This window comes from Enterobacter cloacae complex sp. P42RS (assembly GCF_014930595.1).
GTDB classification, from domain to species: Bacteria; Pseudomonadota; Gammaproteobacteria; order Enterobacterales; family Enterobacteriaceae; genus Enterobacter; species Enterobacter bugandensis.
In genome coordinates this window covers 34860-59506 of record NZ_JADBRK010000013.1, presented here as the reverse complement: position 1 = coordinate 59506, position 24647 = coordinate 34860, and the positions used below count along the sequence as shown (strand labels likewise).

Sequence of the window (24647 nt, the reverse complement as noted above, 5' to 3'; positions counted from 1 at the left end):
ACATGTGGAGGGATTGTACCGCCTCCGACGCCGAAGTGTTATAACCCGCGTCAAGCCTTTGGCGGTTCGGTGCGGGCAAAGCTCTCGCGGCTAAAGAGCGTTTCTGCGAGTTTCACCAGCAGCGGACGGTCAACGCACCAGCCAGGGGACACCCGGCGGAAGTTGAGATAGCCGATGGCGCAGGCGATGGCGATGGTTGCCAGGTCCAGGCTGTCGGTGTGGATCTTGCCCTCCCGGATAAGCTTTTCACACATATCCAGACTGCGGCTGATTTTTTCCCGCTGGCGCAGCAGCTCGCTTTCTGACTGCTGGGCGGCGGGCCTTGCCTGCTCGCGAACGGAGGTGAGTGCTGCATCCATAATGCCGTCGGCCAGGGCTTCAATTTGCTTCACCGCCAGCGCCGCTTTAGGGTCAGACGGCAGCATTGCCGGGGCAATGCCCAGCAGCTCGATATACTCCGCAATAATGGGGGAATCGAACCAGTATTCGCCCTCGTCCGTCACCAGCGCCGGAACTTTCCCCAGCGGGTTATACTGCGCGACGCCGTTTTCGGCGTTGTAGGGCTGTTCATTAACGAATTCAAATTCAATCCCTTTCTCCAGCAGGAGAATCGAGATTTTTCGCACGAAGGGACTGGTGTAGCTACCGATGAGTTTCATTGCCTGATCCTTGATGCCGGGAAAAAGTCAGTATGGATCAAGCGATGAAAAAAGGGCAGATATGCGTGTCGCATTCCCGCCCCGGAAGGATTAGTGATCGAGATAGAGGTAGTGCATCCAGCTGGTCATACGCAGCAGCACTTTACGCATCACCGAGACGTGGGCGAAATGATCCGAATAGACCGCCACCTGGGCATAAATACCGTCCGGCAAAGCATCGACGTCGGCGTTAGGCTCCAGTTCAATCAGCGCCTGTACCCCATCCGTACCCGGCGCAACGGTCAGTGCCTGCAAGGCACCCTGCGCCTGATACGACCCGCCCGGCACCACAGGCAGAACGCTGGTGAGCTTACCGGTGAACACCTGGCCCGGCAGCGCGTTAAATACCACTTCCGCTTCATCGCCCGGCTTCAGACGCAGCAGCGAGTTCTGACGGAACTGGGCCACAATCTGGCGCTTCTGTTCAGGAATGAAGACCATCACCGGGCGCAGCGGCAGCGCGGCGGCATAGGTTCCCGGACGAATCAGCACCTGGGTGATATAGCCATTGCTCGGCGCGCGCACCACGGTCTGATCGAGGTTGTATTTTGCTTCTGCAAGCTGGGCGCGTAACGAGGCAATCTGCGACTGCTCGCCGTTCACCATGCTGTCCAGCTGGCTTTGAATCTGCGTCTGTTCAGCAACAGAGCCTTTCACCATGGCATCCTGCGCCAGATAGTTCTGCCGCGCGTTATCAATATCGCTTTCAGAGAACGGATTCACCTTCGCCTGGCTGCCTTTGAGGTAGCGCTGATAATCTTTATATAGTCGATCGCGCTCAGCGGAGACGCGTGTCGTATTGGCAACCGCTTCCGAAAGCTGCGCTTTCAGAGTGTCGATATTGTGCGTCGCTGTCACCAGGTCCGCCTTCAGTCTGTCGACGCGCGCCTGATAACGGCCCGGATCCAGTTTAAATAACACTTCGCCTTTTTTAATGAGCTGGTTATTTTTATCGGTCACTTCACTAACCACCCCCGTGACCTGCGGCGTAATCGGAATAGAAATAACCGCTTTTTGCGCCGTAAAGGTATACGGATGGTTATAGTTCATTAGCAGAATGAGTCCGGCAACAATAAACACCCCGCCTAACGTCGCGGTAGCAAGCGTCCACTGATTTACCGGAATACGGAATATTTTAAAGATTGCCCAGGCAAATGCCACATAGGTCAGAATAATCAACAGATCCATGATTAGCGCTCCAGCGTGTTTTTATCATCAGAGGGCTGAACCGCTGCCAGCTTGTGTTCTAACTCGGCCACGCGTTTGGCCAGCGCATCCATCCCCGGAACCTCCTCAGGCTTAGTGATGTGGTTCTGCATGCCCCAGCCGCGATCTTCGCGGTACAGCGTGGCCCAAATCCACAGAAACGGCCAGATGGCATGGAGCGTAAACAGGCTGATCCAGCCTGCCGTATGAATAGCATCGGCATGGGGATGATTACGCTTTTTAGCCATATTATAGGGGATGTCATGGATGGCGATGATTCCGTAAAAAAGAACCAGAAATACAAAAATCAACACGCCCAGCGCGAAATAGTTGAGAAACATAGTCTGCTCACTTAAACAACGTCAACTCATTACATTAATAAAACAGCACGCAGCCTAATTAATTTATTTTTAAATTTAAAAGGCACACTGATTATTTCAGAGCCGGGGAGTATCGGTTTTTATAATATCTCCACGCAAGTTTATAAGCGTGTCAAAATATATCCTGAATAATAATATACTCAACCTTACATTATGAGCGTCATTCAGGTTTCAACTTTCCGCCATACTACATATGAAAACTGTTTTATTAGCTTTCCGTGTTACTCGAGGCCGTCCTGACGCCGATCGCAGTCGGAGAAATCCGCATAAAAATATTTTGTGAAACCAGTCACAATCCAGAAACAAACCCGCAAAAACAAAATGTGATATCAATCACATAAAGAGGTGGTTTTTGCTCTATTTTTCGCCATCGTATTTTTTTTACCCACCTGTTTTGTGACTCAGATCACTTCATTCAACGCCATACCCCCTACATTTACGTGACATACATCACACAAAATTCCGCTATCTGGACAGTTGAACGATTCAGTGCCAGATTTCACAGCATCAGAACAGGGTCCGGCTACCTCTGCCGCCTCATTAACAATAAACCTCGGGCCGCAAGCCTAAGCGTAAACAGAAGAAGGGGTGTTTTATGTCATCCGATTTCAAGATCAAAGTTCAAAGCTTTGGTCGTTTCCTCAGCAACATGGTGATGCCAAATATCGGCGCGTTTATCGCGTGGGGTATTATCACCGCATTGTTCATTCCGACAGGGTGGTTGCCTAACGAAACGCTGGCGAAACTTGTTGGCCCAATGATTACCTATCTCCTGCCGCTGCTCATCGGTTATACCGGTGGTCGTCTGGTGGGCGGTGACCGTGGTGGCGTCGTGGGTGCCATCACAACCATGGGCGTGATCGTCGGTGCGGATATGCCGATGTTCCTCGGTGCGATGATTGCCGGTCCTCTGGGCGGCTGGGCGATTAAGAAATTCGACGTCTGGGTTGATGGCAAGATCAAGTCCGGCTTCGAAATGCTGGTGAACAACTTCTCTGCGGGCATCATCGGGATGATCCTCGCGATTCTGGCGTTCCTCGGCATTGGTCCGGCTGTTGAAGTGCTGTCCAAACTGCTGGCGGCGGGCGTTAACTTCATGGTGGCGCACGACATGCTGCCGCTGGCGTCTATCTTCGTTGAACCGGCGAAAATCCTGTTCCTGAACAACGCCATTAACCACGGTATCTTCTCGCCGCTGGGTATTCAGCAGTCTCACGATCTCGGCAAGTCCATCTTCTTCCTGATTGAAGCGAACCCGGGTCCGGGTATGGGCGTTCTGCTGGCGTACATGTTCTTTGGTCGCGGCAGCGCGAAGCAGTCTGCTGGCGGCGCGGCTATCATCCACTTCCTGGGCGGTATCCACGAAATTTACTTCCCGTACGTGCTGATGAACCCACGTCTGATCCTGGCCGTTATCCTCGGCGGTATGACTGGTGTGTTCACCCTGAGCGTGCTGGGCGGCGGTCTGGTCTCCCCTGCTTCTCCAGGCTCTATCCTGGCGGTGCTGGCGATGACGCCGAAAGGCGCGTACTTCGCGAACATCGCGGCGATCTGTGCGGCGATGGCGGTCTCCTTCGTGGTCTCTTCTATCCTGCTGAAAACCAGCAAGGTGAAAGAAGACGACGATATCGAAGCGGCAACCCGTCGTATGCACGACATGAAAGCCGAATCCAAAGGTGCGACCCCACTGGCGGCTGGCGATGTTTCTAACGACCTGAGCCACGTGCGTAAAATCATCGTTGCCTGCGACGCCGGTATGGGTTCCAGCGCAATGGGTGCCGGCGTGCTGCGTAAGAAAGTGCAGGATGCGGGCCTGACCAACATCTCCGTAACCAACAGCGCGATTAACAACCTGCCGCCGGACGTTGACCTGGTCATCACGCACCGCGATCTGACCGAGCGCGCTATGCGTCAGGTACCGCAGGCACAGCACATCTCGCTGACCAACTTCCTGGACAGCGGCCTGTACACCAGCCTGACCGAACGTCTGGTTGCCGCGCAGCGCCACGAAGACAACGAAGTGAAAGTGCGCACCAGCCTGCAGGACAGCTTTGACGAGAGCAACGCTCACCTGTTTAAGCTGGGCGCGGAGAACATCTTCCTCGGCCGTACCGCGAGCACCAAAGAAGAGGCGATTCGCTTTGCCGGTGAACAGCTGGTGAAGGGCGGCTACGTTCAGCCAGAATACGTTGACGCGATGCTGGAACGTGAAAAACTGACGCCAACCTACCTGGGTGAATCCATCGCGGTTCCGCACGGTACGGTTGAAGCGAAAGACCGCGTGCTGAAAACCGGCGTGGTGTTCTGTCAGTATCCTGACGGCGTGCGCTTCGGTGAAGAAGAGGACGACATCGCCCGTCTGGTGATTGGTATCGCAGCTCGCAACAACGAGCATATTCAGGTGATTACCAGCCTGACCAACGCGCTGGATGATGAGTCCGTCATCGAGCGCCTGGCACAAACTGAAAGCGTTGAAGAAGTTCTGGCCCTGCTCAACAAATAGCAGCGCCTCTTCCCTCTCCCCTTCGGGGAGAGGGCTAGGGTGAGGGGGAAACGTTCCTCACCCCAGCCCTCTCGGGTAAAAACATTGATGAAGGTTAACACTATGAAAGCATTACATTTTGGCGCAGGTAATATCGGTCGTGGCTTTATCGGTAAACTGCTGGCAGACGCGGGCATTACCCTGACATTCGCCGATGTGAATCAGGTGGTTCTGGATGCCCTGAATGCCCGTCATAGCTATCAGGTTCATGTGGTGGGTGAAAACGAACAGGTTGAAACCGTCTCTGGCGTCAACGCGGTCAGCAGCATCGGCGACGACGTGATTGACCTGATCGCCAGCGTTGATCTGGTAACCACCGCCGTGGGTCCGGTGGTGCTTGAACGTATTGCTCCTGCGGTCGCGAAAGGCCTGACGAAGCGTAAAGCACAGGGCATTGAAACACCGCTGAACATCATCGCCTGTGAAAACATGGTGCGCGGCACCACGCAGCTGAAAGGTCACGTTATGGCGGCCGTGGCTGAGGAAGATAAAGCCTGGGTTGAAGCGCACGTCGGGTTTGTGGATTCCGCTGTTGACCGTATCGTTCCGCCGTCCGAATCCGCCACCAACGATCCGCTGGAAGTCACTGTTGAAACCTTCAGCGAGTGGATCGTCGATAAAACTCAGTTCAAGGGCGCGCTGCCGACCATTCCGGGTATGGAACTCACTGATAACCTGATGGCATTTGTCGAACGCAAACTCTTCACGCTGAACACCGGGCATGCTATAACCGCGTACCTCGGAAAGTTGGCCGGTCATCAGACCATTCGCGACGCGATCCTCGATGAGCAGATCCGCGCGGTGGTGAAAGGGGCAATGGAAGAGAGCGGCGCGGTGCTGATCAAACGCTACGGTTTTGATGCTGATAAACACGCAGCATACATCCAGAAAATCCTCGGTCGTTTTGAAAACCCGTATCTGAAAGATGACGTTGAGCGCGTGGGCCGTCAGCCGCTGCGTAAGCTGAGCGCGGGCGACCGCCTGATTAAGCCGCTGCTGGGCACGCTGGAATACGGTCTGCCGCACGCCAACCTGGTGAAAGGAATTGCTGCCGCGATGCACTACCGCAGCGAGCAGGACCCGCAGGCGATTGAGCTGGCTCAGCTGATTGATGACAAAGGCGCGCAGGCTGCGCTGGCGCAGATTTCCGGTCTGGACGCCAGCAGCGACGTGGTTGCGGAGGCGGTTAACGCATACAACGCAACCAAATGATTCAGAATCCGGCGCAGGTAAGCCTGCGCCCGAATAACAGATTGTCAGATATGCAGGCAATAATGGAACAAACCCAGGCCTTTGAAAATCGTGTGCTTGAGCGTCTGAATGCTGGCAAAACCGTACGAAGTTTCCTGATTGCCGCCGTCGAGCTGTTAACCGAGGCGGTGAACATTCTGGTGCTTCAGGTGTTTCGCAAAGACGACTACGCGGTAAAGTACGCTGTAGAACCGTTACTGGACGGAGACGGACCGCTGGGCGATCTGTCGGTGCGTCTGAAGCTGATTTATGGTCTTGGCGTGCTCAACCGCCAGGAGTATGAAGACGCTGAACTGTTAATGGCGCTGCGCGAAGAGCTCAATCATGACGGTAATGAGTACACTTTTACCGATGATGAGATCCTGGGGCCCTTCGGCGAGTTGCACTGCGTGGCCGCCCTGCCCCCTGCTCCTCATTTTGATAACAGCGACCCTGAGCTGTACGCTATGCAAAAGCTGCGTTATCAACAGGTTGTCCGTTCCACTATGGTCCTCTCCCTGACTGAGCTGATTTCTAAAATCAGCTTAAAAAAAGCGTTTCAGAAGTAAGCCCGTTCACATTGGTGTATCCTTCCCTGTAATTCCCCCGATTTAGAGTCAATTGTCATGAAAGAAGTCGAAAAGAACGAAATTAAACGCCTGAGCGACCGTCTGGATCTGATCCGTCACCAGATGGCTGGCCTGTCTCTGGTTGATTCCGCCGAGAAATATGCCGAACTGGAAAAAGAGTCCGTGAAGCTGGAAGCGGAGATTGAGCGCCTGCGCGAAGTGAAAGGCCAGAAGTTGAGCAAAGAAGCGCAGAAGCTGATGAACATGCCGCACCGCCGCGCGATCACCAAAAAAGAGCAGGCTGACATGGGCAAGCTGAAGAAAAGCGTCCGTGGTCTGGTGGTGGTGCACCCGATGACCGAGCTTGGCCGCGAAATGGGCCTCAAAGAGATGACGGGTTTTTGTAAGACCGCATTCTGATTTCATGCCGGGTGGCGCTGCGCTTACCCGGCCTGTTCTTTTCCCCTTCGCGTGAATTGGTCCAACCAATAGCGCAATCAATCCTCCCCCGGTTCACAATTCCATTATTTGCGCTCACAAAACCATTGCCACTCCATAACATCTGGTTAACCATTCATTGTCATTAACCCTACAACACAATATTGGCAGGACCACTCTTACACAGTTTGTGACGCAGAGTTGAGCGGAGACTCACCCGCAGCACAGGCTGTCTGGTCCCCAGGAGACCTGCATGAGCCTCTGGCAACAAAACTACGACCCGGCCGGCAATATCTGGCTGTCGAGCCTGATCGCATCGCTACCGATCCTGTTCTTCTTCTTTGCGCTGATTAAGCTCAAGCTGAAGGGCTACCTTGCCGCGACGTACACCGTCGCCATCGCCCTGCTGGTGGCGCTGTTCTTCTACAAGATGCCGGTCGACCGCGCGCTGGCCTCCGTTGTCTACGGTTTCTTCTACGGCCTGTGGCCGATTGCGTGGATCATCATCGCCGCGGTCTTTGTCTATAAAATCTCGGTAAAGACCGGGCAGTTCGACATCATTCGTTCGTCGATTCTCTCCATCACCCCGGACCAGCGTCTGCAGATGCTGATTGTCGGCTTCTCCTTCGGGGCGTTTCTGGAAGGCGCGGCAGGATTCGGCGCACCGGTGGCGATCACCGCCGCGCTGCTGGTCGGGTTGGGCTTTAACCCGCTGTACGCCGCTGGCCTGTGCCTGATTGTGAACACCGCACCGGTGGCGTTTGGCGCGATGGGGATTCCGATTTTGGTCGCGGGTCAGGTGACCGGTCTGGACAGCTTCGAGATTGGTCAGATGGTTGGCCGCCAGCTGCCGTTCCTGACCATTATCGTGCTGTTCTGGATCATGGCGATTATGGACGGCTGGCGCGGCGTGAAGGAGACCTGGCCTGCGGTGATGGTGGCGGGCGGTTCGTTCGCGATTGCCCAGTATCTCAGCTCAAACTTCCTTGGCCCGGAACTGCCGGACATCATCTCTTCCCTGGTGTCGCTGGTCTGTCTGACGCTGTTCCTGAAACGCTGGCAGCCGGTGCGTATCTTCCGCTTTGCCGACATGGGCGCATCACACGTAGATCAGACCCTCGCCCGCACCGGCTATACCGCAGGACAGATCGTCCGCGCCTGGTCGCCGTTCCTGTTCCTGACCGCTACCGTGACGCTGTGGAGCATACCGCCGTTTAAGGCGCTGTTCGCCCCGGGCGGCGCGCTGTACGACATGGTGATTAACATCTCCGTGCCGTTCCTCGACAAGATGGTTGCCCGTATGCCGCCGGTCGTGCACGCCGCCACCCCGTATGCGGCAGTGTTTAAGTTTGACTGGTTCTCCGCCACCGGTACGGCCATCCTGTTTGCGGCACTCCTTTCCGTGGTGTGGCTGCGCATGAAGCCTGCCGCCGCGGTACAGACTTTTGCGGCAACGATTAAAGAGCTGTTGCTGCCGATCTACTCCATCGGCATGGTGCTGGCGTTCGCGTTTATCTCGAACTACTCCGGCCTGTCGTCGACGCTGGCGTTAGCGCTGGCGCACACCGGCCACGCGTTCACCTTCTTCTCGCCGTTCCTCGGCTGGCTGGGGGTGTTCCTGACGGGTTCAGATACCTCGTCTAACGCCCTGTTTGCCGCCCTGCAGGCGACGGCTGCGCAGCAGATTGGCGTGTCGGACGTGCTGCTGGTCGCCGCGAACACCACCGGCGGCGTGACCGGCAAAATGATCTCCCCGCAGTCCATCGCCATTGCCTGTGCCGCGGTGGGACTGGTAGGCAAAGAGTCGGACCTGTTCCGCTTTACCGTTAAACACAGCCTGATATTCACCTGCATGGTGGGCGTGATCACCACCCTGCAGGCCTATGTCTTAACCTGGATGATCCCATGATAGTGATGCCCAGACGCCTGTCCGACGAGATTGCCTCTCGCGTGCGGGCGCTGATTGAAGAACAACAACTGGAAGCGGGCATGAAATTGCCCGCCGAGCGCCAGCTTGCCGCCCGGCTTGGCGTATCGCGTAACTCATTGCGCGAGGCGCTGGCGACGCTGGTCAGCGAAGGCGTACTGGTGAGCCGTCGCGGCGGCGGCACCTTTGTGCGCTGGCAGCATGATGACTGGTCCGAGCAAAACATCGTGCAGCCGCTGAAGACGCTGCTGGAAAACGACCCGGACTACAGCTTCGACATTCTTGAAGCGCGTCACGCTATCGAAACCAGTACCGCATGGCACGCAGCGATGCGGGCAACCGACGCCGACAAAGAGAAACTCATCGCCTGCTTTGAGGCCACGCAAAGCAGCGACCCGGACATCGCCTCCCAGGCGGACGTGCGTTTCCATCTGGCAATCGCCGAGGCGTCGCACAACGTGGTGCTGCTCCAGACCATGCGCGGGTTCTTCGACCTGCTGCAATCCTCCGTGAAGCAGAGCCGCCAGCGCATGTATCTGGTCCCACCGGTCTTTGCCCAACTGACCGAACAGCACGAGGCGGTGCTCAACGCCATTCTGGCCGGCGATGCCGAAGCCGCGCGCAAGGCGATGATGGCGCATCTCGGCTTCGTGCACACCACCATTAAACGATTTGATGAAGACCAGGCCCGACAGGCGCGTATTACCCGTCTGCCTGGCGAAAGTGATATTTCCAGGGAGAACAAAGCATGATTATTTCAGCAGCCAGTGACTACCGCGCCGCGGCGCAGCGCATTTTGCCGCCGTTCCTGTTCCACTACATCGACGGTGGGGCGTATGCCGAATACACCCTGCGCCGCAACGTGGAGGATCTGTCAGAAGTGGCCCTGCGCCAGCGCGTGCTGAAGAATATGTCTGACCTGAGCCTTGAGACGAAACTGTTCAACGAAACGCTTTCCATGCCGGTAGCGCTCGCACCTGTCGGCTTATGCGGCATGTATGCCCGCCGGGGCGAAGTGCAGGCCGCCGCCGCGGCAGATGCTAAAGGCATTCCGTTTACCCTCTCTACCGTCTCGGTCTGTCCGATTGAAGAGGTCGCCCCGACCCTCAAGCGCCCGATGTGGTTCCAGCTGTACGTCCTGCGCGATCGCGGCTTTATGCGTAACGCCCTGGAGCGCGCTAAAGCGGCGGGCTGCTCCACGCTGGTCTTTACCGTTGATATGCCGACCCCCGGCGCGCGCTACCGCGATGCGCACTCCGGCATGAGCGGCCCGAACGCTGCCCTGCGCCGCTACTGGCAGGCGGTAACGCATCCGCAGTGGGCGTGGGATGTGGGTCTGAACGGCCGACCGCACGATCTGGGGAACATCTCGGCCTACCTTGGCAAACCGACCGGGCTGGAGGATTACATCGGCTGGCTGGCGAACAACTTCGATCCGTCGATCTCCTGGAAAGACCTGGAGTGGATCCGCGAATTCTGGGACGGCCCGATGGTGATCAAAGGGATCCTCGACCCGGAAGATGCCCGCGATGCGGTACGCTTTGGTGCAGACGGGATTGTGGTCTCTAACCACGGCGGACGTCAGCTCGACGGCGTGCTCTCTTCCGCCCGCGCCCTGCCGGCCATTGCCGATGCGGTAAAAGGGGATATCGCGATACTGGCCGACAGCGGCATTCGCAACGGCCTGGACGTAGTGCGCATGATTGCGCTGGGTGCCGACAGCGTGCTGCTGGGACGCGCATATCTTTACGCCCTGGCGACGGCCGGTCAGGCAGGTGTGGCAAACCTGCTGAACCTGATCGAGAAAGAGATGAAGGTGGCGATGACCCTGACCGGCGCGAAGTCGATCAGTGAAATCAGCAAGGATTCGCTGGTTCAGGAGCTGAGTAAACTGCCGGCGGCGCTGGCTCCGCTGTCACATGGCGACGCGGCCTGATCCTCTCCCGTTACCCCACCTTTTCCATGCGTCCGATTTCCCCCTCGGGCGCTTTTTTTTGTCGAAAATAACACCTGCGTAACATTCTGGATAAGAAAATTTGACACATCCCTCCCGTTCGCAATTGTATAGACAAGCAAATACAAGAACACAAAAATAACATCACATCGGAGGGGAGCGTATGACCTATTCAGGTAAGGTGGATATTCAGCAGGTGATCGACGAGAGTCCTTTTTCAGGGTTTCACTGGCTTCTTATCGTGCTGGGCTTTCTGGTTCTGGCGATCGATGGTTTTGATACGGCAGCGATGGGCTACATCGCGCCTACGCTGTCGGCGGAGTGGGGAATACACAAACAGGATTTGGGGCCGGTGCTGAGTGCGGCGCTGCTGGGGCTGTCGCTGGGAGCCCTTATTGCAGGTCCGGTATCGGACCGGATGGGACGCAAGCGCGTGCTGGTCTTTTCGTGCCTGTTCTTCGGCCTGGCGAGCCTGGGGACGGCCTGGGCGCAAAGCCTGAATACCCTGACGCTGTGGCGCTTTCTGACGGGTCTCGGGCTCGGCGCCGCCATGCCAAACGCCATCACGCTGATCTCAGAGTTCGCCCCCCAGCGCTGCCGCGCCATGGCGATTAATACCATGTACTGCGGCTTCCCTCTGGGTGCAGCGGGCGGCGGGGCGATCTCTTCCTGGCTTATTCCCCACCACGGTTGGCGAAGCGTGCTGCTGACCGGCGCGATTGCGCCGCTGATTTTAACCGTGCTGCTGGCGCTGCTGCTGCCGGAATCGGTGAAGTTTCTGGTGCAGCGCGGGAAAGACGTCGCGCAGGTTCGCCGCATTGCCAGCCGGTTCAGCCGCAGCACGCTGGAGAGCGTTACGGGCTTTTTCCTGGCGGAAGAGAAAGCCGCGTCTAAAAAAGGAAGCGTGGGGCAGCTGTTTTCCATGCCCTGGCTACCCGGCACCCTGATGCTGTGGGTGACTTATTTTATGGGGCTGGTGATTTACTACGTCCTGCTTAGCTGGATGCCGACGCTGATGCAGGGCATGGGTTATGCCCTGGCGGAATCCGCCTGGCTCACCTCGCTGTTTACCTTTGGCGGCACCGCAGGCATTCTGCTCGCGGGCTGGATGATGGACCGCTGGGAAGCGCACAAGGTGGTCGCAGGTGGTTTTGTGCTGACGATGGGCCTGATTCTTTTGCTTGGCCTTGAGCATAACCATATCGCCCTGTTTGGCGGGCTGATTTTCCTGATGGGGATCGCGATGAACGGCGCGCAGTCGGGCATGCAAACCCTGGCCGCCACCTTTTACCCTACCGAGTGCCGCGCGACGGGCATCGCCTGGATGCAGGGCATCGGCCGCTTTGGCGGCGTGGCGGGAACCATGACCAGCGCCCAGCTTCTTTCCCTGCAGTGGCAGGCAGACAGTATTTTAATGATCCTCAGCGTGCCCGCCCTGCTAGCCGCGGCGGCAACCGTCTACAAAATGCTGTACAGCCGCTCGCAGGAACCCGGCGTCGCGTAGTTCCTCTCTTTTCTGCTATTCTGCCCCCGCAATTAAGGGGGCAGCATGCTTAACATCGTTTTATTCGAACCAGAAATTCCGCCGAACACCGGCAATATCATCCGCCTGTGCGCCAACACCGGTTTTCGTCTGCACATCATCGAGCCGATGGGCTTTACGTGGGACGACAAACGCCTGCGCCGCGCGGGGCTGGATTACCATGAATTTACCGCCGTGGTTCGCCATCACGATTACGCCGCGTTTCTGGAAGCAGAGAAGCCGCAGCGCATGTTCGCCCTTACCACCAAAGGCACGCCAGCGCACAGCGCCGTGAGCTATCAGGAGGGTGACTATCTGATGTTTGGCCCGGAAACCCGCGGTCTACCGGCCACGATCCTGGATGCCCTGCCCGCTGAGCAGAAAATCCGTATTCCGATGATGCCGGACAGCCGCAGCATGAATCTGTCGAACGCGGTGTCGGTGGTGGTGTATGAAGCCTGGCGCCAGCTGGGTTACCCGGGCGCCATTCTCAGAAGTTAAATGCCGTCACCATACTCGAAGGTATGGTGAATGCCGTTGAAGTGCTGATCCATATCCATCGACGGCTTATCGCTGTCTGGCTTACCAACGATGCGCGCCGGTACGCCAGCGGCGGTGGTGTGCGGCGGCACGGGCTGGAGCACAACCGACCCCGCGCCGATCTTCGCGCCGCGCCCGACTTCGATATTGCCGAGGATTTTAGCCCCCGCGCCAATCATCACCCCTTCACGAATTTTCGGGTGGCGATCGCCGCTGGTTTTCCCGGTACCGCCCAGGGTAACCGACTGCAGGATCGAGACGTCGTCTTCAATCACCGCCGTTTCCCCGACAACGATCCCGGTGGCGTGGTCGAGCATGATCCCGCGGCCAATCTTTGCCGCCGGGTGAATATCAACCTGAAACGTCACGGAAACCTGGTTTTGCAGGAAGATCGCCAGCGCGCGGCGGCCTTCATTCCACAGCCAGTGGCCAATGCGGTACGCCTGCAGCGCGTGGAAGCCTTTCAGGTAGAGAAGCGGCGTAGAATATTTATCCACCGCCGGATCGCGCGTGCGTACGGCCTGAATGTCGCAGGCGGCAGACGCAATCATTTCCGGGTCAGCGGCGTAAGCCTCTTCCACCACCTCACGAATCGCAATCGCGGGCATGATCGAGGAAGCCAGCTTATTGGCGAGCATATAGCTCAGGGCGCTGCCGAGGTTTTCGTGCTTGAGTAGCGTCGCGTGATAGAAACTGGCCAGCATAGGCTCACAGTCGGCCAAAGCGCGGGCTTCGGCTTTAATATTATTCCAGACGATATCCAGTTCTTCACACGGCATTGCTAACTCCAGACGATAGTTAATGACCAGCCAGTTCTGCGCTGGCTGGGTCATTCAGGTGACAACGGTTCCGACTAGTTACTGCTGCGCTCGTCCTTGCGCGCACGACCTAATAGGGTCAATGCTGCCTCGCGCGCATTTTTTCCGCAATACAATACCTGATAAATTTCCTCGGTTATTGGCATTTCGACACCAAACCGGTGCGCCAATTCGCGGACTTCTTTGGTATTGCGGTAGCCTTCCACCACCTGTCCAATCTTCTCCTGCGCGCTTTTTACATCGCTGCCCTGTCCGAGCATCATGCCAAAGCGGCGGTTACGAGACTGGTTATCGGTACAGGTCAGCACCAGATCCCCCAGACCCGCCATCCCCATAAAGGTGGCCGGATCGGCACCCAGCGCTTCGCCCAGACGGGACATCTCGGTTAAGCCGCGGGTAATCAACGCCGTACGCGCGTTGGCGCCAAATCCAATACCGTCAGACATCCCGGCCCCGATGGCAATCACGTTCTTCACCGCGCCACCCAACTGCACGCCGATAAAATCGGGGTTGCTGTAGACGCGGAAGCTCTTGCCGCAGTGCAGCAATTGCTGGAGATCGTCGGAGAAGGCCTGATCGGTGGATGCCAGCGAGATCGCCGTCGGCAGGCCCGCAGCCAGCTCTTTGGCAAAGGTCGGCCCGGAGATGACCGCCAGCGGGATCTCATCCCCCAGCGCTTCGCGGGCAACGTCCTGCAGCAGACGTCCGGTTTCCGCTTCCAGCCCTTTGGTCGCCCAGACGATACGCGCATCCGGGCGCATCAGCGGCTTGATTTGATTCAGCACGTCGCCAAAGACATGGCTTGGCACCACAATCAAAATGTTGCGGCTGGCCGCCAGCGCGGTTGCAAGATCGCTTTCCAGGTGCAGGGTGTCAGGGAACGGAACGTCCGGGAGAAACGCCACATTGCAACGGTCGCGCTGCAGCGTGGCGATATGTTTTGGATCGTGGCCCCACAGGACCACGTCGTGACCATTTCTTGCCAGCGTGATGGCAAGAGCGGTGCCGTATGAGCCGGCACCGATCACAGTCATTGACGCATTAACAGTGCTCATCAGGCATCCTGATGTTGTTCGGCACCTTCGCCAGCCTGCTGCTGCAGATAGTTCATGAACAGCGCATCAAAGTTCACTGGCGCAAGGTTCAGTTGCGGGAATGTACCGCGAGAAACCAGGCTGGTGATGCATTCACGGGCATACGGGAACAGGATGTTCGGGCAGTATGCACCCAGGCAATGCGCCATCTGGTTGCCTTCGATGCCGCCGATGGAGAAGATACCGCCCTGCTGTACTTCGCACAGGAATGCAGTTTCTTCGCCCAGAGAGGCGGTCACGGTCACACGCAGTACGACTTCATACACGTCATCCGCCAGCTGGGTGGATGCGGTATCCAGATCAAGTTTAACCTCTGGCTGCCAGTCTTTCTGGAAAACGTGCGGCGCATTTGGCGCTTCGAAAGAGACATCCTTGGTGTAGATACGCTGGATCTGGAAAGTCATTTCGGTGTTGTTTTGTTCTGACATGGAAATACCCTTTTTAATTGTCCTAAAGTCTCTTAGCTCAGCAGCGGATCGAGTCCACCACGGGCGTCGAGCGCATACAAGTCATCACAGCCGCCAATGTGCTGCGCATCAATAAAAATCTGCGGAACCGTCGTACGACCACTACGTTGGATCATCTCTTCGCGTTTGATCGCGTCACCGTCGATCGGCAGTTCCTGGAACGTGACGCCTTTGCTGCTCAGCAGCGCTTTCGCACGGTGGCAGAACGGGCACGTCGCTTTGGTGTAGATCTCAATATTGGCCATGACTGAACTCCTTATTTACCGCGTACCAAAGGAAGATTTTCCCCGCTCCAGCCGGAAATCCCTTCTTTCAGTACCGTTACGTTTTCGAAGCCCGCTTTGTAAAGCGCGCTGGCAGATTCCTGCGCCTGCATACCGGTCGCATCCACAACGATAATGGGCTGGGCTTTGTGTTTCTCAAGCTCACCAACGTTGTTGGCTTTGATTTCAGCTGGCAACAGGTTGATTGCGCCGGCAATGTGACCTTTACGGAAATCGTCACGCTGACGCAGATCGACAACGACGGCATCTTCTTTGTTAATCAGACGCGTCGCTTCACCACGGGTGATAACCTTAATCTTAGACGTCAGGCTCTTAAATGTGGTGAACAGCACAGCAGCCAGCAGGCCAATCCACGCGATGCTCAGTACCGGATGGCGGCTAACGAATTGCATAATTTCTTGCATGGAGGGTAACTACTCCCGACTAAGTGATAAAAAAACCAGGACAGGAGTATACCTGTGCGTTCTGGCAAATACAGCCAGCGACCATAACCTAATCCATTTTCTGCGGCATGCCACCTAAAAAAATGCCTCAAAATGGTCCGGTCAGCATCTTGCCCCCGCGTTTTCTTTGATCTTCTGCGGCTATTTGATCGATTCAGCTGTAGTAAAATTACGCAAATTTTGACTCTTGAGCATGAGGTTGTTGCAATGTCGGTTTCTAAAAAACCTATGGTACTGGTGATTCTGGATGGCTATGGCTACCGTGAAGATAGCCAGGATAACGCTATTTTCAACGCAAAAACCCCGGTCATGGATGCACTGTGGGCAAAACGTCCGCATACCCTGATTGACGCATCCGGTCTGGAAGTGGGCCTGCCTGATCGCCAGATGGGCAACTCCGAAGTTGGCCACGTTAACCTCGGCGCGGGTCGTATCGTGTATCAGGATCTGACCCGTCTGGACGTCGAAATCAAAGAACGCACCTTCTTCGCTAACCCGGTTCTCTGCGGTGCGGTTGATAAAGCCGTTGCGGCAGGTAAAGCGGTACACATCATGGGTCTGCTCTCCGCAGGCGGCGTGCACAGCCACGAAGATCACATCATGGCGATGGTTGAACTGGCCGCTGAACGCGGTGCGGAAAAAATCTACCTGCACGCCTTCCTGGACGGTCGCGACACGCCACCGCGCAGCGCAGAAGGGTCCCTGAAAGCTTTCGAAGACAAATTCGCTGCGCTGGGCAAAGGCCGCGTGGCCTCCATCATTGGCCGTTACTACGCTATGGACCGCGACAACCGCTGGGATCGCGTTGAACAGGCCTATGACCTGATGACTCTGGCAAAAGGGGAATTCCTGTTCCCGACTGCGGTTGAAGCGCTGGAAGCCGCTTACGCGCGTGATGAAAACGATGAATTCGTAAAAGCGTCCGTGATTCGCGCCGAAGGCCAGGCCGATGCCGCAATGGAAGATGGCGACGCGCTGATCTTCATGAACTTCCGCGCTGACCGCGCGCGCGAAATCACCCGTGCGTTCGTCAACAGCGACTTCGACGGTTTTGCCCGTAAGAAAGTGGTGAACATTGACTTCATCCAGCTGACCGAATACGCAGCAGATATCAACGCGCCTTGCGCTTACCCACCAGCCTCGCTGGCTAACACCTTCGGTGAGTGGATGGCGAAGAACGACAAAACGCAGCTGCGTATTTCCGAAACGGAAAAATACGCGCACGTGACCTTCTTCTTTAACGGCGGCGTTGAAGAGCCGTTCAAAGGCGAAGAGCGCATTCTGATCAACTCGCCGAAAGTCGCGACTTACGATCTGCAGCCAGAGATGAGCTCTGCGGAATTGACTGAAAAACTGGTCGCGGCCATCGAAAGCGGCAAGTACGACACCATCATCTGTAACTACCCGAACGGCGACATGGTCGGCCATACCGGCGTGATGGAAGCGGCCGTGAAGGCGGTTGAAGCGCTGGACCACTGCGTTGAGCAGGTTGCGAAAGCGGTTGAGTCCGTTGGCGGCCAGCTGCTGATCACCGCTGACCACGGTAACGCCGAGCAGATGCGCGACCCGGCAACCGGTCAGGCGCATACGGCCCATACCAACCTGCCTGTTCCGCTGATTTATGTGGGTGATAAATCAGTGAAAGCAGTAGAAGGCGGCAAGCTTTCCGACATCGCGCCAACCATGTTGTCGCTGATGGGTATGCCGATCCCTGAAGAGATGACTGGTAAGCCGCTGTTCATCGTGGAATAATCGCTCCCCATGAGGGGAAAGGCGATTTTTTCAATCACATGGGTCGTGAAGCCGCTTAGGCTATCAGTCAGACCTCTGCTTTGCGCCAGCGCACTCAGCGCTGGCGTATTGCTGTGCGCCGCATCCGCACACGCGGATGACCGCGACCAGCTGAAATCCATTCAGGCCGATATCGCCGCCAAAGAGCGTGCGGTACGCCAGCAGCAACAGCAGCGCGCCACCCTGCTCGCCCAGCTTAAGCAGCAGGAAGAGGCCATCTCCGCTGCCGCACGTAAACTCCGTGAAACGCAAAACACCCTCACCCAGTTGAACAAACAGATCGACGAGATGAATGCGTCGATTGCCAAACTGGAGCGCCAGCGTGATGCGCAGGAGCGCAACCTCGCAGCACAGCTGGATGCCGCATTCCGCCAGGGTGAGCATACCGGACTCCAGCTGATCCTCAGCGGTGAAGAGAGCCAGCGCGGCCAGCGTCTGCAGGCCTATTTCGGCTATCTGAACCAGGCGCGTCAGGAGACCATTGCACAGCTGAAGCAGACGCGTGAAGAGGTTTCCACCCAAAAAGCGGAGCTGGAAGAGAAGCAGAGCCAGCAGCAGACGTTGCTCTACGAACAAAAAGCGCAGCAGGCGAAACTTGAGCAGGCCCGTAACGAACGCAAGAAAACGCTGTCGGGTCTTGAGTCCTCCATTCAGGCAGGACAGAGCCAGCTGAGCGAAATGCGCGCCAACGAATCAAAACTGCGTAACAGCATTGCCCGTGCGGAAGCCGCAGCGAAGGCGCGCGCCGAAAAAGAGGCCCGCGAGGCGCAGGCGGTTCGCGACAAGCAGCAGGAAGCCTCCCGCAAAGGGACCACCTACAAGCCAAGCGAAAGCGAACGCTCCCTGATGTCGCGTACCGGCGGTCTGGGTTCCCCGCGCGGTCAGGCCTACTGGCCCGTTCGCGGCACTATTCTGCATCGCTATGGCGAACAGCTGCAGGGTGAGCTACGTTGGAAAGGGATCGTTATCGGTGCGTCTGAAGGTAGCGAAGTGAAAGCTATCGCCGATGGCCGCGTGATCCTGGCCGACTGGCTGCAGGGTTACGGGCTGGTGGTGGTGGTCGAGCATGGTAAAGGCGACATGAGTCTTTACGGCTACAACCAGAGCGCGCTGGTCAGCGTCGGCACCCAGGTGCGCGCCGGCCAACCCATCGCCCTTGTGGGCAGCAGTGGCGGTCAGGGCCGCCCGTCACTCTATTTCGAAATTCGTCGTCAGGGTCAGGCGGTCAATCCACAGCCGTGGTTGGGAAGATAAGTTTTGCTTCAATTTCGTCGAATGGTTCTCTCCGTCGTCAGCGCACTGGCGCTGGCTGCACCGGTATATGCAGGTAAACTCGCCATCGTGATTGATGACTTCGGTTATCGACCACACTATGAAAATCAGGTGCTGGCGATGCCATCAGCCATCTCCGTCGCCGTCCTGCCGAATGCGCCTCACGCGCATGAAATGGCGACCAAAGCGCACAATAGCGGCCACCAGGTCCTCATCCATCTTCCGATGGCACCGCTCAGCAAGCAGCCGCTGGAAAAAGACACCCTGCGCCCGGATATGAGCAGCGATGAGATCGAACGCATCATCCGCGACGCCTACAACAAGGTGCCGTATGCCGTGGGTCTGAACAACCATATGGGTAGCGCGATGACCTCCAGCCTGTACGGTATGCTGAAAGTGATGCAGGCGCTGGAGCGTTACAATCTCTATTTCCTCGACAGCATGACCATTGGCAACAGCCAGGCGATGCGTGCCGCTCAGGGTACGGGGGTGAAGGTCATCAAGCGCAAAGTCTTCCTGGACGACTCCCAGAACGAAGCGGATATCCGCGTGCAGTTCAACCGCGCGGTAGCGCTTGCGCGCCGTAACGGTTCGGCGATTGCCATCGGGCACCCGCATCCGTCTACCGTTCGCGTTTTGCAGCAAATGCTGCCGACCTTACCCGCCGATATCACGCTGGTACGCCCGAGCGATCTGCTCAATGAACCGCAGGTTGACACGTCTCGTCCGGAAAGCGCTCAACCTCCGGCAACGCAGCCGCGTAATCCGTTCCGCGGCGTGAAGAACTGCGCGCTGAAAAAGCCGCTCGAGCCGGTGCATGCAACCCGCTTCTTTGCGGTCATCAGCGAAAGCGTAGGCCAGAGTACGCTGGTGCAGTACTTCCAGCACCAGTGGCAGGGATGGGGTAAAAAAGTCTCAGCGAACCAATCCCAGTGACAGGCGATTAAGGTAGAAAGATGCCACAGCGACACAAAATTCTGCTCCTCGATACCGGTAAAGAGTGGGGAGGAGGCACCAACAGCATGCTCGAGCTTCTGAAGCGGATTAACCGCGAGAAGTTCGATATTACCTGTTGTTTTTACAGTGATTACAGCCGGGCCGAAGGACAAACCATCGGCCAGGTGTTGAACGGCATTGGCATCCCGTTAATTGTCATTCCGCAGCAAAAGCAGCCCGGATGGGCGAAGGTTGCGAAAGAGCTGGGCCGCAGCCTGCTGTTTTTCTCGCGCAGCGCCCGCAAGGCATTTACCCGACATATTGATACGCTCTGGCGCATCCGGCCCAACGTCAGCAAGATCGAGACGATTTTCAGGGAAGGCGGTTTCGATACGCTGTACATGAACAATCAGCCGGGCTCTAACGAAGAGGGTTATCTGGCGGGCGCGAACCTGCATGCGCGGATAATTCAGCATTGCCGGATTGAACCGGTGCTGACCCCACCGCTGGTGAAGCTGGTCAACGCACATGCCACAAAAATCATTGCGGTTTCGCACGGCGTTGAACGCGTGCTTCTTCAGCATGGCGTCCGGCCAGAGCTGTGTACCACGGTCAACAACGCCATCGACATCCACCAGACTTTGCCCGACCGACGCGCCATGCGCCAGCGTCTGAACATCGATGACGACACCTTTGTGTTCGGTAGCATTGGGTCGCTTATCCCTCGCAAGTCCAACCACCATACTCTGGAGGCGCTGGCCCAGTTCAGCCAGAAGCACCCGCAGGCAAAATGGAAGATGGTGCTGGTCGGTGAAGGGGCTGAACGCGGCGCGCTGACGGCGCAGGCTGACGCGCTGGGGATTGCTGAGCACATCATTTTTACCGGTTTCCAGAACACGCCTTTTGACTATCTCGCCACCTTTGACGCGTTTATTCTGGCTTCGAAGAGCGAAGGTTTGCCCCGCGTCGTGCTGGAGGCAATGCTGCTGAATATCCCGGTGATTGGCTCAAAGGTAACCGGCACGGCAGAATTGATCGACCATGAGTCGACCGGGCTGCTGTTCCCGTGGAGCGATGTGTCGCAACTTGCTCAACATCTGGATAATATCTGGCAGGATCCTGCTCTGCGCGCCCGGCTCGCCGCAGCCGCGCACCAGAATGTCTGCAACGTGTATGCCATTGAAAGCTATGTTAACGGTGTCGAGGCCGTTCTTGGCGCGCAATAACCAAACGAGAAGAACATGTTTAAATTCCTGAATGCTCGCTACCGCCACATTACCGGGCGTCATAACATTCCGTACGCTTCCCTTCCGGTCACGCGCGATCTCGTTGCGGTTGATTCCATCGTGATCCCTTGTACGGGCGCGGATTTCGTCGAAGAGGCGTTATTATCAGCGACCTTTGCAGAGCGTTACGCCACCGACGTCAGCGAGATTGTTATCGTCAGCGATCAGCCTGAATCCGCTTTCGGCGAGCTGCCGCCAAAAACCCGCGTTGTGACCCTCACGCTGCCAAAACGTGAAGAGGGGTACCGCTATAAGCAGATCTACCTCAGCCGTCTGGTGAAGCTTAACGCTCCGCTTCAGGCGCGCGGAGAAGGCGTATTGATGATCGACTCCGATCTCAACCTGCTCAAGATGCCCCAGATCAACATGGCGGATATGCACATCTACTCCAGCTTCCGTCAGGGCAAAATGATTGCCAAGCTGGACGGCGCACCCGCGGAAAAAGTGCCGGCATATTACAAAGAAACGGTGCGCCCGTATCTGGTCGATCACGTTAACGGCGCGTTTCTTGCCGCAACCAAAAAGACCTGGCGTCGCATTTGCCCGCTGTGGCTGACGCTGTTCCAGGATACCTGGGAGCTGATGGACGACACGCAGCCGCCGACCGATCAGTTGCCGCTCGCTGCGCTGCTGGACATGCTGGATGTTAAAACGGTTAACCTGGGCGACTGGATGAACTGGCCGGTATCCAAGAAGATCGGCGGTCAGGAAGCCGTTGTGCCGAAAGAGGTGATTGGCGCGCACGGGGGGTTCCCGCTTTCCGAATGGCAGAAGTATCTGGAATCGCCGGATAACAAATTGCTGTTCAAAGGGCAGGATTATACCCGCAAGGTGCGCTACCTGACGGACGAAGAGAAAAAGAATCAGTAAAAAAGGGGCCTGAGGCCCCTTTTTGTTTACTTATCCCAGCTCAGGATCACTTTCCCTGACTGGCCGGAACGCATCGCGTCGAAGCCCTGCTGGAACTCATCGATGGAGAAACGGTGAGTGATAATCGGGGACAGATCCAGGCCGGACTGGATCAGCGCAGCCATCTTGTACCAGGTTTCGAACATCTCGCGGCCATAGATGCCTTTGATGAACAGCCCTTTGAAGATGACTTTGTTCCAGTCGATGGACATATCTGACGGCGGAATGCCCAGCATCGCGATACGGCCACCGTGGTTCATGGTGTCCAGCATGGTGCGGAACGCCGGCGGCGCGCCGGACATCTCCAGACCTACGTCAAAGCCTTCGGTCATACCCAACTCTTCCATCACGTCGGTCAGGCTCTCTTTCGAGACATCCACCGCGCGGGTGACGCCCATTTTGCGCGCCAGCGACAGGCGGTATTCATTCACGTCGGTGATCACCACGTTGCGCGCACCCACGTGCTTCGCCACGGCTGCCGCCATAATGCCGATTGGGCCGGCGCCGGAAACCAGCACGTCTTCACCGACCAGGTCGAAGGAGAGCGCAGTGTGTACCGCGTTGCCGAACGGGTCGAAGATAGAGGCCAAATCGTCAGAGATATTGTCCGGGATTTTGAAGGCGTTAAACGCCGGGATCACCAGGTATTCCGCGAAGCAGCCCGGACGGTTTACGCCCACGCCGACGGTGTTGCGGCACAGGTGCGTACGGCCACCGCGACAGTTACGGCAGTGACCGCAGGTAATATGGCCTTCACCAGAGACGCGATCGCCAATGCTAAAGCCTTTGACTTCCTGGCCGATGCCGACCACTTCACCAACATATTCGTGACCGACAACCATTGGGACAGGAATGGTTTTTTGCGACCACTGATCCCAGTTATAGATGTGAACGTCAGTACCGCAGATGGCGGTTTTACGAATTTTGATCAGCAGATCGTTATGACCGACTTCCGGCTCCGGCACGTCGGTCATCCAAATCCCTTCTTCCGCTTTCAGTTTGGATAACGCTTTCATCACACGTCCTCAGGCAATTACGCCCAGCTGTTTGCCGATGCGGGTAAAGGCTTCCACCGCACGCTCAATTTGTTCAGGCGAATGCGCCGCAGACATCTGGGTGCGGATACGCGCCTGACCTTTTGGCACCACCGGGAAGAAGAACCCGGTGACGTAAATCCCTTCTTTCTGCAGCTCACGGGCAAACTGCTGCGCCACAACTGCGTCGCCCAGCATCACAGGAATGATCGCGTGGTCAGCGCCGGCCAGGGTGAACCCTGCGGCGCTCATTTTTTCGCGGAACAGACGGGCGTTTGCCCACAGTCGGTCGCGCAGCTCGGCGCCGGACTCCACCATCTCCAGCACTTTGATGGAGGCGGCCACAATGGCCGGTGCCAGGGAGTTGGAGAACAGGTACGGGCGGGAGCGCTGACGCAGCCACTCAACCACCTCTTTACGCGCAGCGGTATAACCGCCGGACGCGCCGCCGAGCGCTTTGCCCAGGGTACCGGTGATGATGTCCACGCGGCCCATCACGTCACAGTATTCATGGGAGCCGCGGCCGTTTTCACCGACAAAACCGACCGCGTGGGAGTCATCGACCATCACCAGCGCGTCGTATTTATCCGCCAGGTCGCACACGCCCTTCAGGTTGGCGATCACGCCGTCCATGGAGAATACCCCGTCGGTCGCGATCAGCACGTGGCGGGCACCCGCTTCGCGTGCCTCTTTGAGCCGCGCTTCCAGCTCAACCATGTCGTTGTTGGCGTAGCGGAAACGCTTCGCTTTACACAGGCGAACACCGTCGATGATGGAGGCGTGGTTCAGGGCGTCGGAGATAATCGCATCTTCTGCGCCGAGCAGGGTTTCAAACAGACCGCCGTTTGCGTCGAAGCAGGAGGAGTACAGAATCGCGTCTTCCATGCCGAGGAAGTTTGCCAGCTTTTGCTCAAGCTGCTTGTGGCTATCCTGGGTGCCGCAGATGAAGCGCACGGAGGCCATGCCGAAGCCGTGGGTGTCCATGCCGTTTTTCGCGGCGGCAATCAGCTCAGGGTGATTCGCAAGACCTAAGTAGTTGTTCGCGCAAAAGTTGATCACATGGCTGCCGTCGGCAACGGTGATATCCGCCTGCTGGGCAGACGTGATAATACGCTCTTCTTTGAACAACCCTTCCGCACGTGCGGTGTCGAGGTCGCTGTTTAACTGTTTGTAAAAATCACCACGCATTGCAATTCTCCAGACTCGGCAAATTTTGGCACATATTACCCAAACCTATAGTTCATGACGAGATGACGCCGTATCTCTTCTCGTTTTTGCAGCATAAATCACGTGTACCCCTGCTGCAT

Annotated in this window: 24 protein-coding genes; 14 read left to right on the top strand and 10 right to left on the bottom strand. The window is 57.0% G+C overall.

All coding sequences use genetic code 11. The annotated features are described in order from the left end of the window. Positions 1-50 precede the first annotated feature (50 nt). From IM314_RS15655 to IM314_RS15645, 3 genes are all read right to left on the bottom strand, one after another. Entirely contained in the window at positions 51-659 is a 609-nt protein-coding gene (locus IM314_RS15655; RefSeq protein ID WP_045630259.1) for a glutathione S-transferase, read from the bottom strand. A gap of 90 nt (positions 660-749) precedes the next feature. Then, positions 750-1886, bottom strand: a complete 1137-nt coding sequence (locus IM314_RS15650; protein WP_048958477.1) for an HlyD family secretion protein — start codon at positions 1884-1886, stop codon at positions 750-752. Between the two features lie 2 nt (positions 1887-1888). Next, a complete protein-coding gene (locus IM314_RS15645; RefSeq protein WP_062935823.1) occupies positions 1889-2245 on the bottom strand; it encodes a DUF3302 domain-containing protein in 357 nt (118 codons plus the stop codon). A 634-nt stretch (positions 2246-2879) separates the two neighbouring features. Here IM314_RS15645 and IM314_RS15640 point away from each other — a divergent pair. The 9 genes from IM314_RS15640 to trmL all read left to right on the top strand — a co-directional run bounded on the left by IM314_RS15640 (position 2880) and on the right by trmL (position 12967). Next, positions 2880-4787, top strand: coding sequence for a PTS mannitol transporter subunit IICBA (locus IM314_RS15640; protein ID WP_028015047.1), 1908 nt, complete (start codon positions 2880-2882; stop codon positions 4785-4787). Between the two features lie 102 nt (positions 4788-4889). Then, positions 4890-6038: a mannitol-1-phosphate 5-dehydrogenase gene (gene mtlD, locus IM314_RS15635; RefSeq protein WP_032644949.1), complete on the top strand. Its 1149-nt coding sequence runs from the start codon at positions 4890-4892 to the stop codon at positions 6036-6038. Further along, the gene (mtlR, locus tag IM314_RS15630; protein WP_041911645.1) at positions 6035-6625 is read left to right on the top strand and encodes a mannitol operon repressor MtlR; all 591 of its coding nucleotides are present in this window, start codon (positions 6035-6037) and stop codon (positions 6623-6625) included. Before mtlD ends, mtlR begins: the two co-directional genes overlap by 4 nt. Before the next feature lie 57 nt (positions 6626-6682). Further along, entirely contained in the window at positions 6683-7045 is a 363-nt protein-coding gene (locus IM314_RS15625; RefSeq protein ID WP_015572767.1) for a YibL family ribosome-associated protein, read from the top strand. A 271-nt stretch (positions 7046-7316) separates the two neighbouring features. Then, entirely contained in the window at positions 7317-8972 is a 1656-nt protein-coding gene (gene lldP, locus IM314_RS15620) for an L-lactate permease (RefSeq protein ID WP_041911646.1), read from the top strand. Then, positions 8969-9742 carry a transcriptional regulator LldR gene (lldR, locus tag IM314_RS15615; RefSeq protein WP_047363328.1) on the top strand — a complete coding sequence of 258 codons (774 nt, stop codon included), beginning with the start codon at positions 8969-8971 and terminating at the stop codon, positions 9740-9742. Before lldP ends, lldR begins: the two co-directional genes overlap by 4 nt. Beyond that, positions 9739-10926 carry an FMN-dependent L-lactate dehydrogenase LldD gene (lldD, locus tag IM314_RS15610; RefSeq protein WP_047363326.1) on the top strand — a complete coding sequence of 396 codons (1188 nt, stop codon included), beginning with the start codon at positions 9739-9741 and terminating at the stop codon, positions 10924-10926. The genes lldR and lldD overlap by 4 nt, the downstream gene beginning before the upstream one ends. A 181-nt stretch (positions 10927-11107) precedes the next feature. After that, the gene (locus IM314_RS15605) at positions 11108-12448 is read left to right on the top strand and encodes an aromatic acid/H+ symport family MFS transporter (protein ID WP_193359176.1); all 1341 of its coding nucleotides are present in this window, start codon (positions 11108-11110) and stop codon (positions 12446-12448) included. A 45-nt stretch (positions 12449-12493) separates the two neighbouring features. Continuing rightward, positions 12494-12967, top strand: coding sequence for a tRNA (uridine(34)/cytosine(34)/5-carboxymethylaminomethyluridine(34)-2'-O)-methyltransferase TrmL (trmL, locus tag IM314_RS15600; RefSeq protein WP_028015039.1), 474 nt, complete (start codon positions 12494-12496; stop codon positions 12965-12967). On the opposite strand, the gene cysE is transcribed toward trmL, so the two are convergent. From cysE to IM314_RS15575, 5 genes are all read right to left on the bottom strand, one after another. Then, positions 12964-13785 carry a serine O-acetyltransferase gene (gene cysE / locus IM314_RS15595; RefSeq protein ID WP_008502718.1) on the bottom strand — a complete coding sequence of 274 codons (822 nt, stop codon included), beginning with the start codon at positions 13783-13785 and terminating at the stop codon, positions 12964-12966. The genes trmL and cysE overlap by 4 nt on opposite strands. 74 nt (positions 13786-13859) lie before the next feature. Then, complete coding sequence (gene gpsA / locus IM314_RS15590) at positions 13860-14879, bottom strand: NAD(P)H-dependent glycerol-3-phosphate dehydrogenase (RefSeq protein ID WP_045630251.1); 1020 nt, start codon at positions 14877-14879, stop codon at positions 13860-13862. After that, a complete protein-coding gene (gene secB / locus IM314_RS15585; RefSeq protein WP_003860835.1) occupies positions 14879-15346 on the bottom strand; it encodes a protein-export chaperone SecB in 468 nt (155 codons plus the stop codon). The genes gpsA and secB overlap by 1 nt, the downstream gene beginning before the upstream one ends. Positions 15347-15378: 32 nt before the next feature. Then, entirely contained in the window at positions 15379-15630 is a 252-nt protein-coding gene (grxC, locus tag IM314_RS15580) for a glutaredoxin 3 (protein WP_028015037.1), read from the bottom strand. Between the two features lie 11 nt (positions 15631-15641). Beyond that, entirely contained in the window at positions 15642-16073 is a 432-nt protein-coding gene (locus IM314_RS15575) for a rhodanese-like domain-containing protein (RefSeq protein WP_014882007.1), read from the bottom strand. 246 nt (positions 16074-16319) lie between these two features. Between IM314_RS15575 and gpmM the strand changes: the two genes are divergently transcribed. From gpmM to IM314_RS15550, 5 genes are read left to right on the top strand one after another with little or no spacing between them, the layout of a single operon-like run. Then, positions 16320-17864, top strand: a complete 1545-nt coding sequence (gene gpmM, locus IM314_RS15570; protein WP_048958487.1) for a 2,3-bisphosphoglycerate-independent phosphoglycerate mutase — start codon at positions 16320-16322, stop codon at positions 17862-17864. Positions 17865-17897: 33 nt separating this feature from the next. Continuing rightward, positions 17898-19157 carry a murein hydrolase activator EnvC gene (gene envC, locus IM314_RS15565; RefSeq protein ID WP_231940812.1) on the top strand — a complete coding sequence of 420 codons (1260 nt, stop codon included), beginning with the start codon at positions 17898-17900 and terminating at the stop codon, positions 19155-19157. Positions 19158-19160: 3 nt separating this feature from the next. Further along, a complete protein-coding gene (locus tag IM314_RS15560; RefSeq protein WP_047363321.1) occupies positions 19161-20111 on the top strand; it encodes a divergent polysaccharide deacetylase family protein in 951 nt (316 codons plus the stop codon). 20 nt (positions 20112-20131) lie between these two features. After that, entirely contained in the window at positions 20132-21337 is a 1206-nt protein-coding gene (locus IM314_RS15555; RefSeq protein ID WP_193359177.1) for a glycosyltransferase, read from the top strand. Between the two features lie 15 nt (positions 21338-21352). After that, positions 21353-22267 (top strand): hypothetical protein, encoded by a 915-nt coding sequence (locus tag IM314_RS15550; protein WP_045260055.1) that lies wholly within the window; start codon positions 21353-21355, stop codon positions 22265-22267. Positions 22268-22293: 26 nt separating this feature from the next. Here IM314_RS15550 and tdh read toward each other — a convergent pair whose 3' ends face one another. Together tdh and kbl are read right to left on the bottom strand one after the other, a co-directional pair. Then, positions 22294-23322 carry an L-threonine 3-dehydrogenase gene (gene tdh / locus IM314_RS15545; protein ID WP_006812404.1) on the bottom strand — a complete coding sequence of 343 codons (1029 nt, stop codon included), beginning with the start codon at positions 23320-23322 and terminating at the stop codon, positions 22294-22296. A 9-nt stretch (positions 23323-23331) separates the two neighbouring features. After that, on the bottom strand, positions 23332-24528 hold the full coding sequence (gene kbl, locus IM314_RS15540) for a glycine C-acetyltransferase (RefSeq protein WP_045260056.1): 1197 nt from the start codon (positions 24526-24528) through the stop codon (positions 23332-23334). Between the last annotated feature and the right edge of the window lie 119 nt (positions 24529-24647).

Coding starts and splice junctions, on each gene's coding strand:
- IM314_RS15655 (WP_045630259.1), bottom strand. CDS start 659: ATGAAACTCATCGGTAGCTACACCAGTCCCTTCGTGCGAAAAATCTCG.
- IM314_RS15650 (WP_048958477.1), bottom strand. CDS start 1,886: ATGGATCTGTTGATTATTCTGACCTATGTGGCATTTGCCTGGGCAATC.
- IM314_RS15645 (WP_062935823.1), bottom strand. CDS start 2,245: ATGTTTCTCAACTATTTCGCGCTGGGCGTGTTGATTTTTGTATTTCTG.
- IM314_RS15640 (WP_028015047.1), top strand. CDS start 2,880: ATGTCATCCGATTTCAAGATCAAAGTTCAAAGCTTTGGTCGTTTCCTC.
- mtlD (WP_032644949.1), top strand. CDS start 4,890: ATGAAAGCATTACATTTTGGCGCAGGTAATATCGGTCGTGGCTTTATC.
- mtlR (WP_041911645.1), top strand. CDS start 6,035: ATGATTCAGAATCCGGCGCAGGTAAGCCTGCGCCCGAATAACAGATTG.
- IM314_RS15625 (WP_015572767.1), top strand. CDS start 6,683: ATGAAAGAAGTCGAAAAGAACGAAATTAAACGCCTGAGCGACCGTCTG.
- lldP (WP_041911646.1), top strand. CDS start 7,317: ATGAGCCTCTGGCAACAAAACTACGACCCGGCCGGCAATATCTGGCTG.
- lldR (WP_047363328.1), top strand. CDS start 8,969: ATGATAGTGATGCCCAGACGCCTGTCCGACGAGATTGCCTCTCGCGTG.
- lldD (WP_047363326.1), top strand. CDS start 9,739: ATGATTATTTCAGCAGCCAGTGACTACCGCGCCGCGGCGCAGCGCATT.
- IM314_RS15605 (WP_193359176.1), top strand. CDS start 11,108: ATGACCTATTCAGGTAAGGTGGATATTCAGCAGGTGATCGACGAGAGT.
- trmL (WP_028015039.1), top strand. CDS start 12,494: ATGCTTAACATCGTTTTATTCGAACCAGAAATTCCGCCGAACACCGGC.
- cysE (WP_008502718.1), bottom strand. CDS start 13,785: ATGCCGTGTGAAGAACTGGATATCGTCTGGAATAATATTAAAGCCGAA.
- gpsA (WP_045630251.1), bottom strand. CDS start 14,879: ATGAGCACTGTTAATGCGTCAATGACTGTGATCGGTGCCGGCTCATAC.
- secB (WP_003860835.1), bottom strand. CDS start 15,346: ATGTCAGAACAAAACAACACCGAAATGACTTTCCAGATCCAGCGTATC.
- grxC (WP_028015037.1), bottom strand. CDS start 15,630: ATGGCCAATATTGAGATCTACACCAAAGCGACGTGCCCGTTCTGCCAC.
- IM314_RS15575 (WP_014882007.1), bottom strand. CDS start 16,073: ATGCAAGAAATTATGCAATTCGTTAGCCGCCATCCGGTACTGAGCATC.
- gpmM (WP_048958487.1), top strand. CDS start 16,320: ATGTCGGTTTCTAAAAAACCTATGGTACTGGTGATTCTGGATGGCTAT.
- IM314_RS15555 (WP_193359177.1), top strand. CDS start 20,132: ATGCCACAGCGACACAAAATTCTGCTCCTCGATACCGGTAAAGAGTGG.
- IM314_RS15550 (WP_045260055.1), top strand. CDS start 21,353: ATGTTTAAATTCCTGAATGCTCGCTACCGCCACATTACCGGGCGTCAT.
- tdh (WP_006812404.1), bottom strand. CDS start 23,322: ATGAAAGCGTTATCCAAACTGAAAGCGGAAGAAGGGATTTGGATGACC.
- kbl (WP_045260056.1), bottom strand. CDS start 24,528: ATGCGTGGTGATTTTTACAAACAGTTAAACAGCGACCTCGACACCGCA.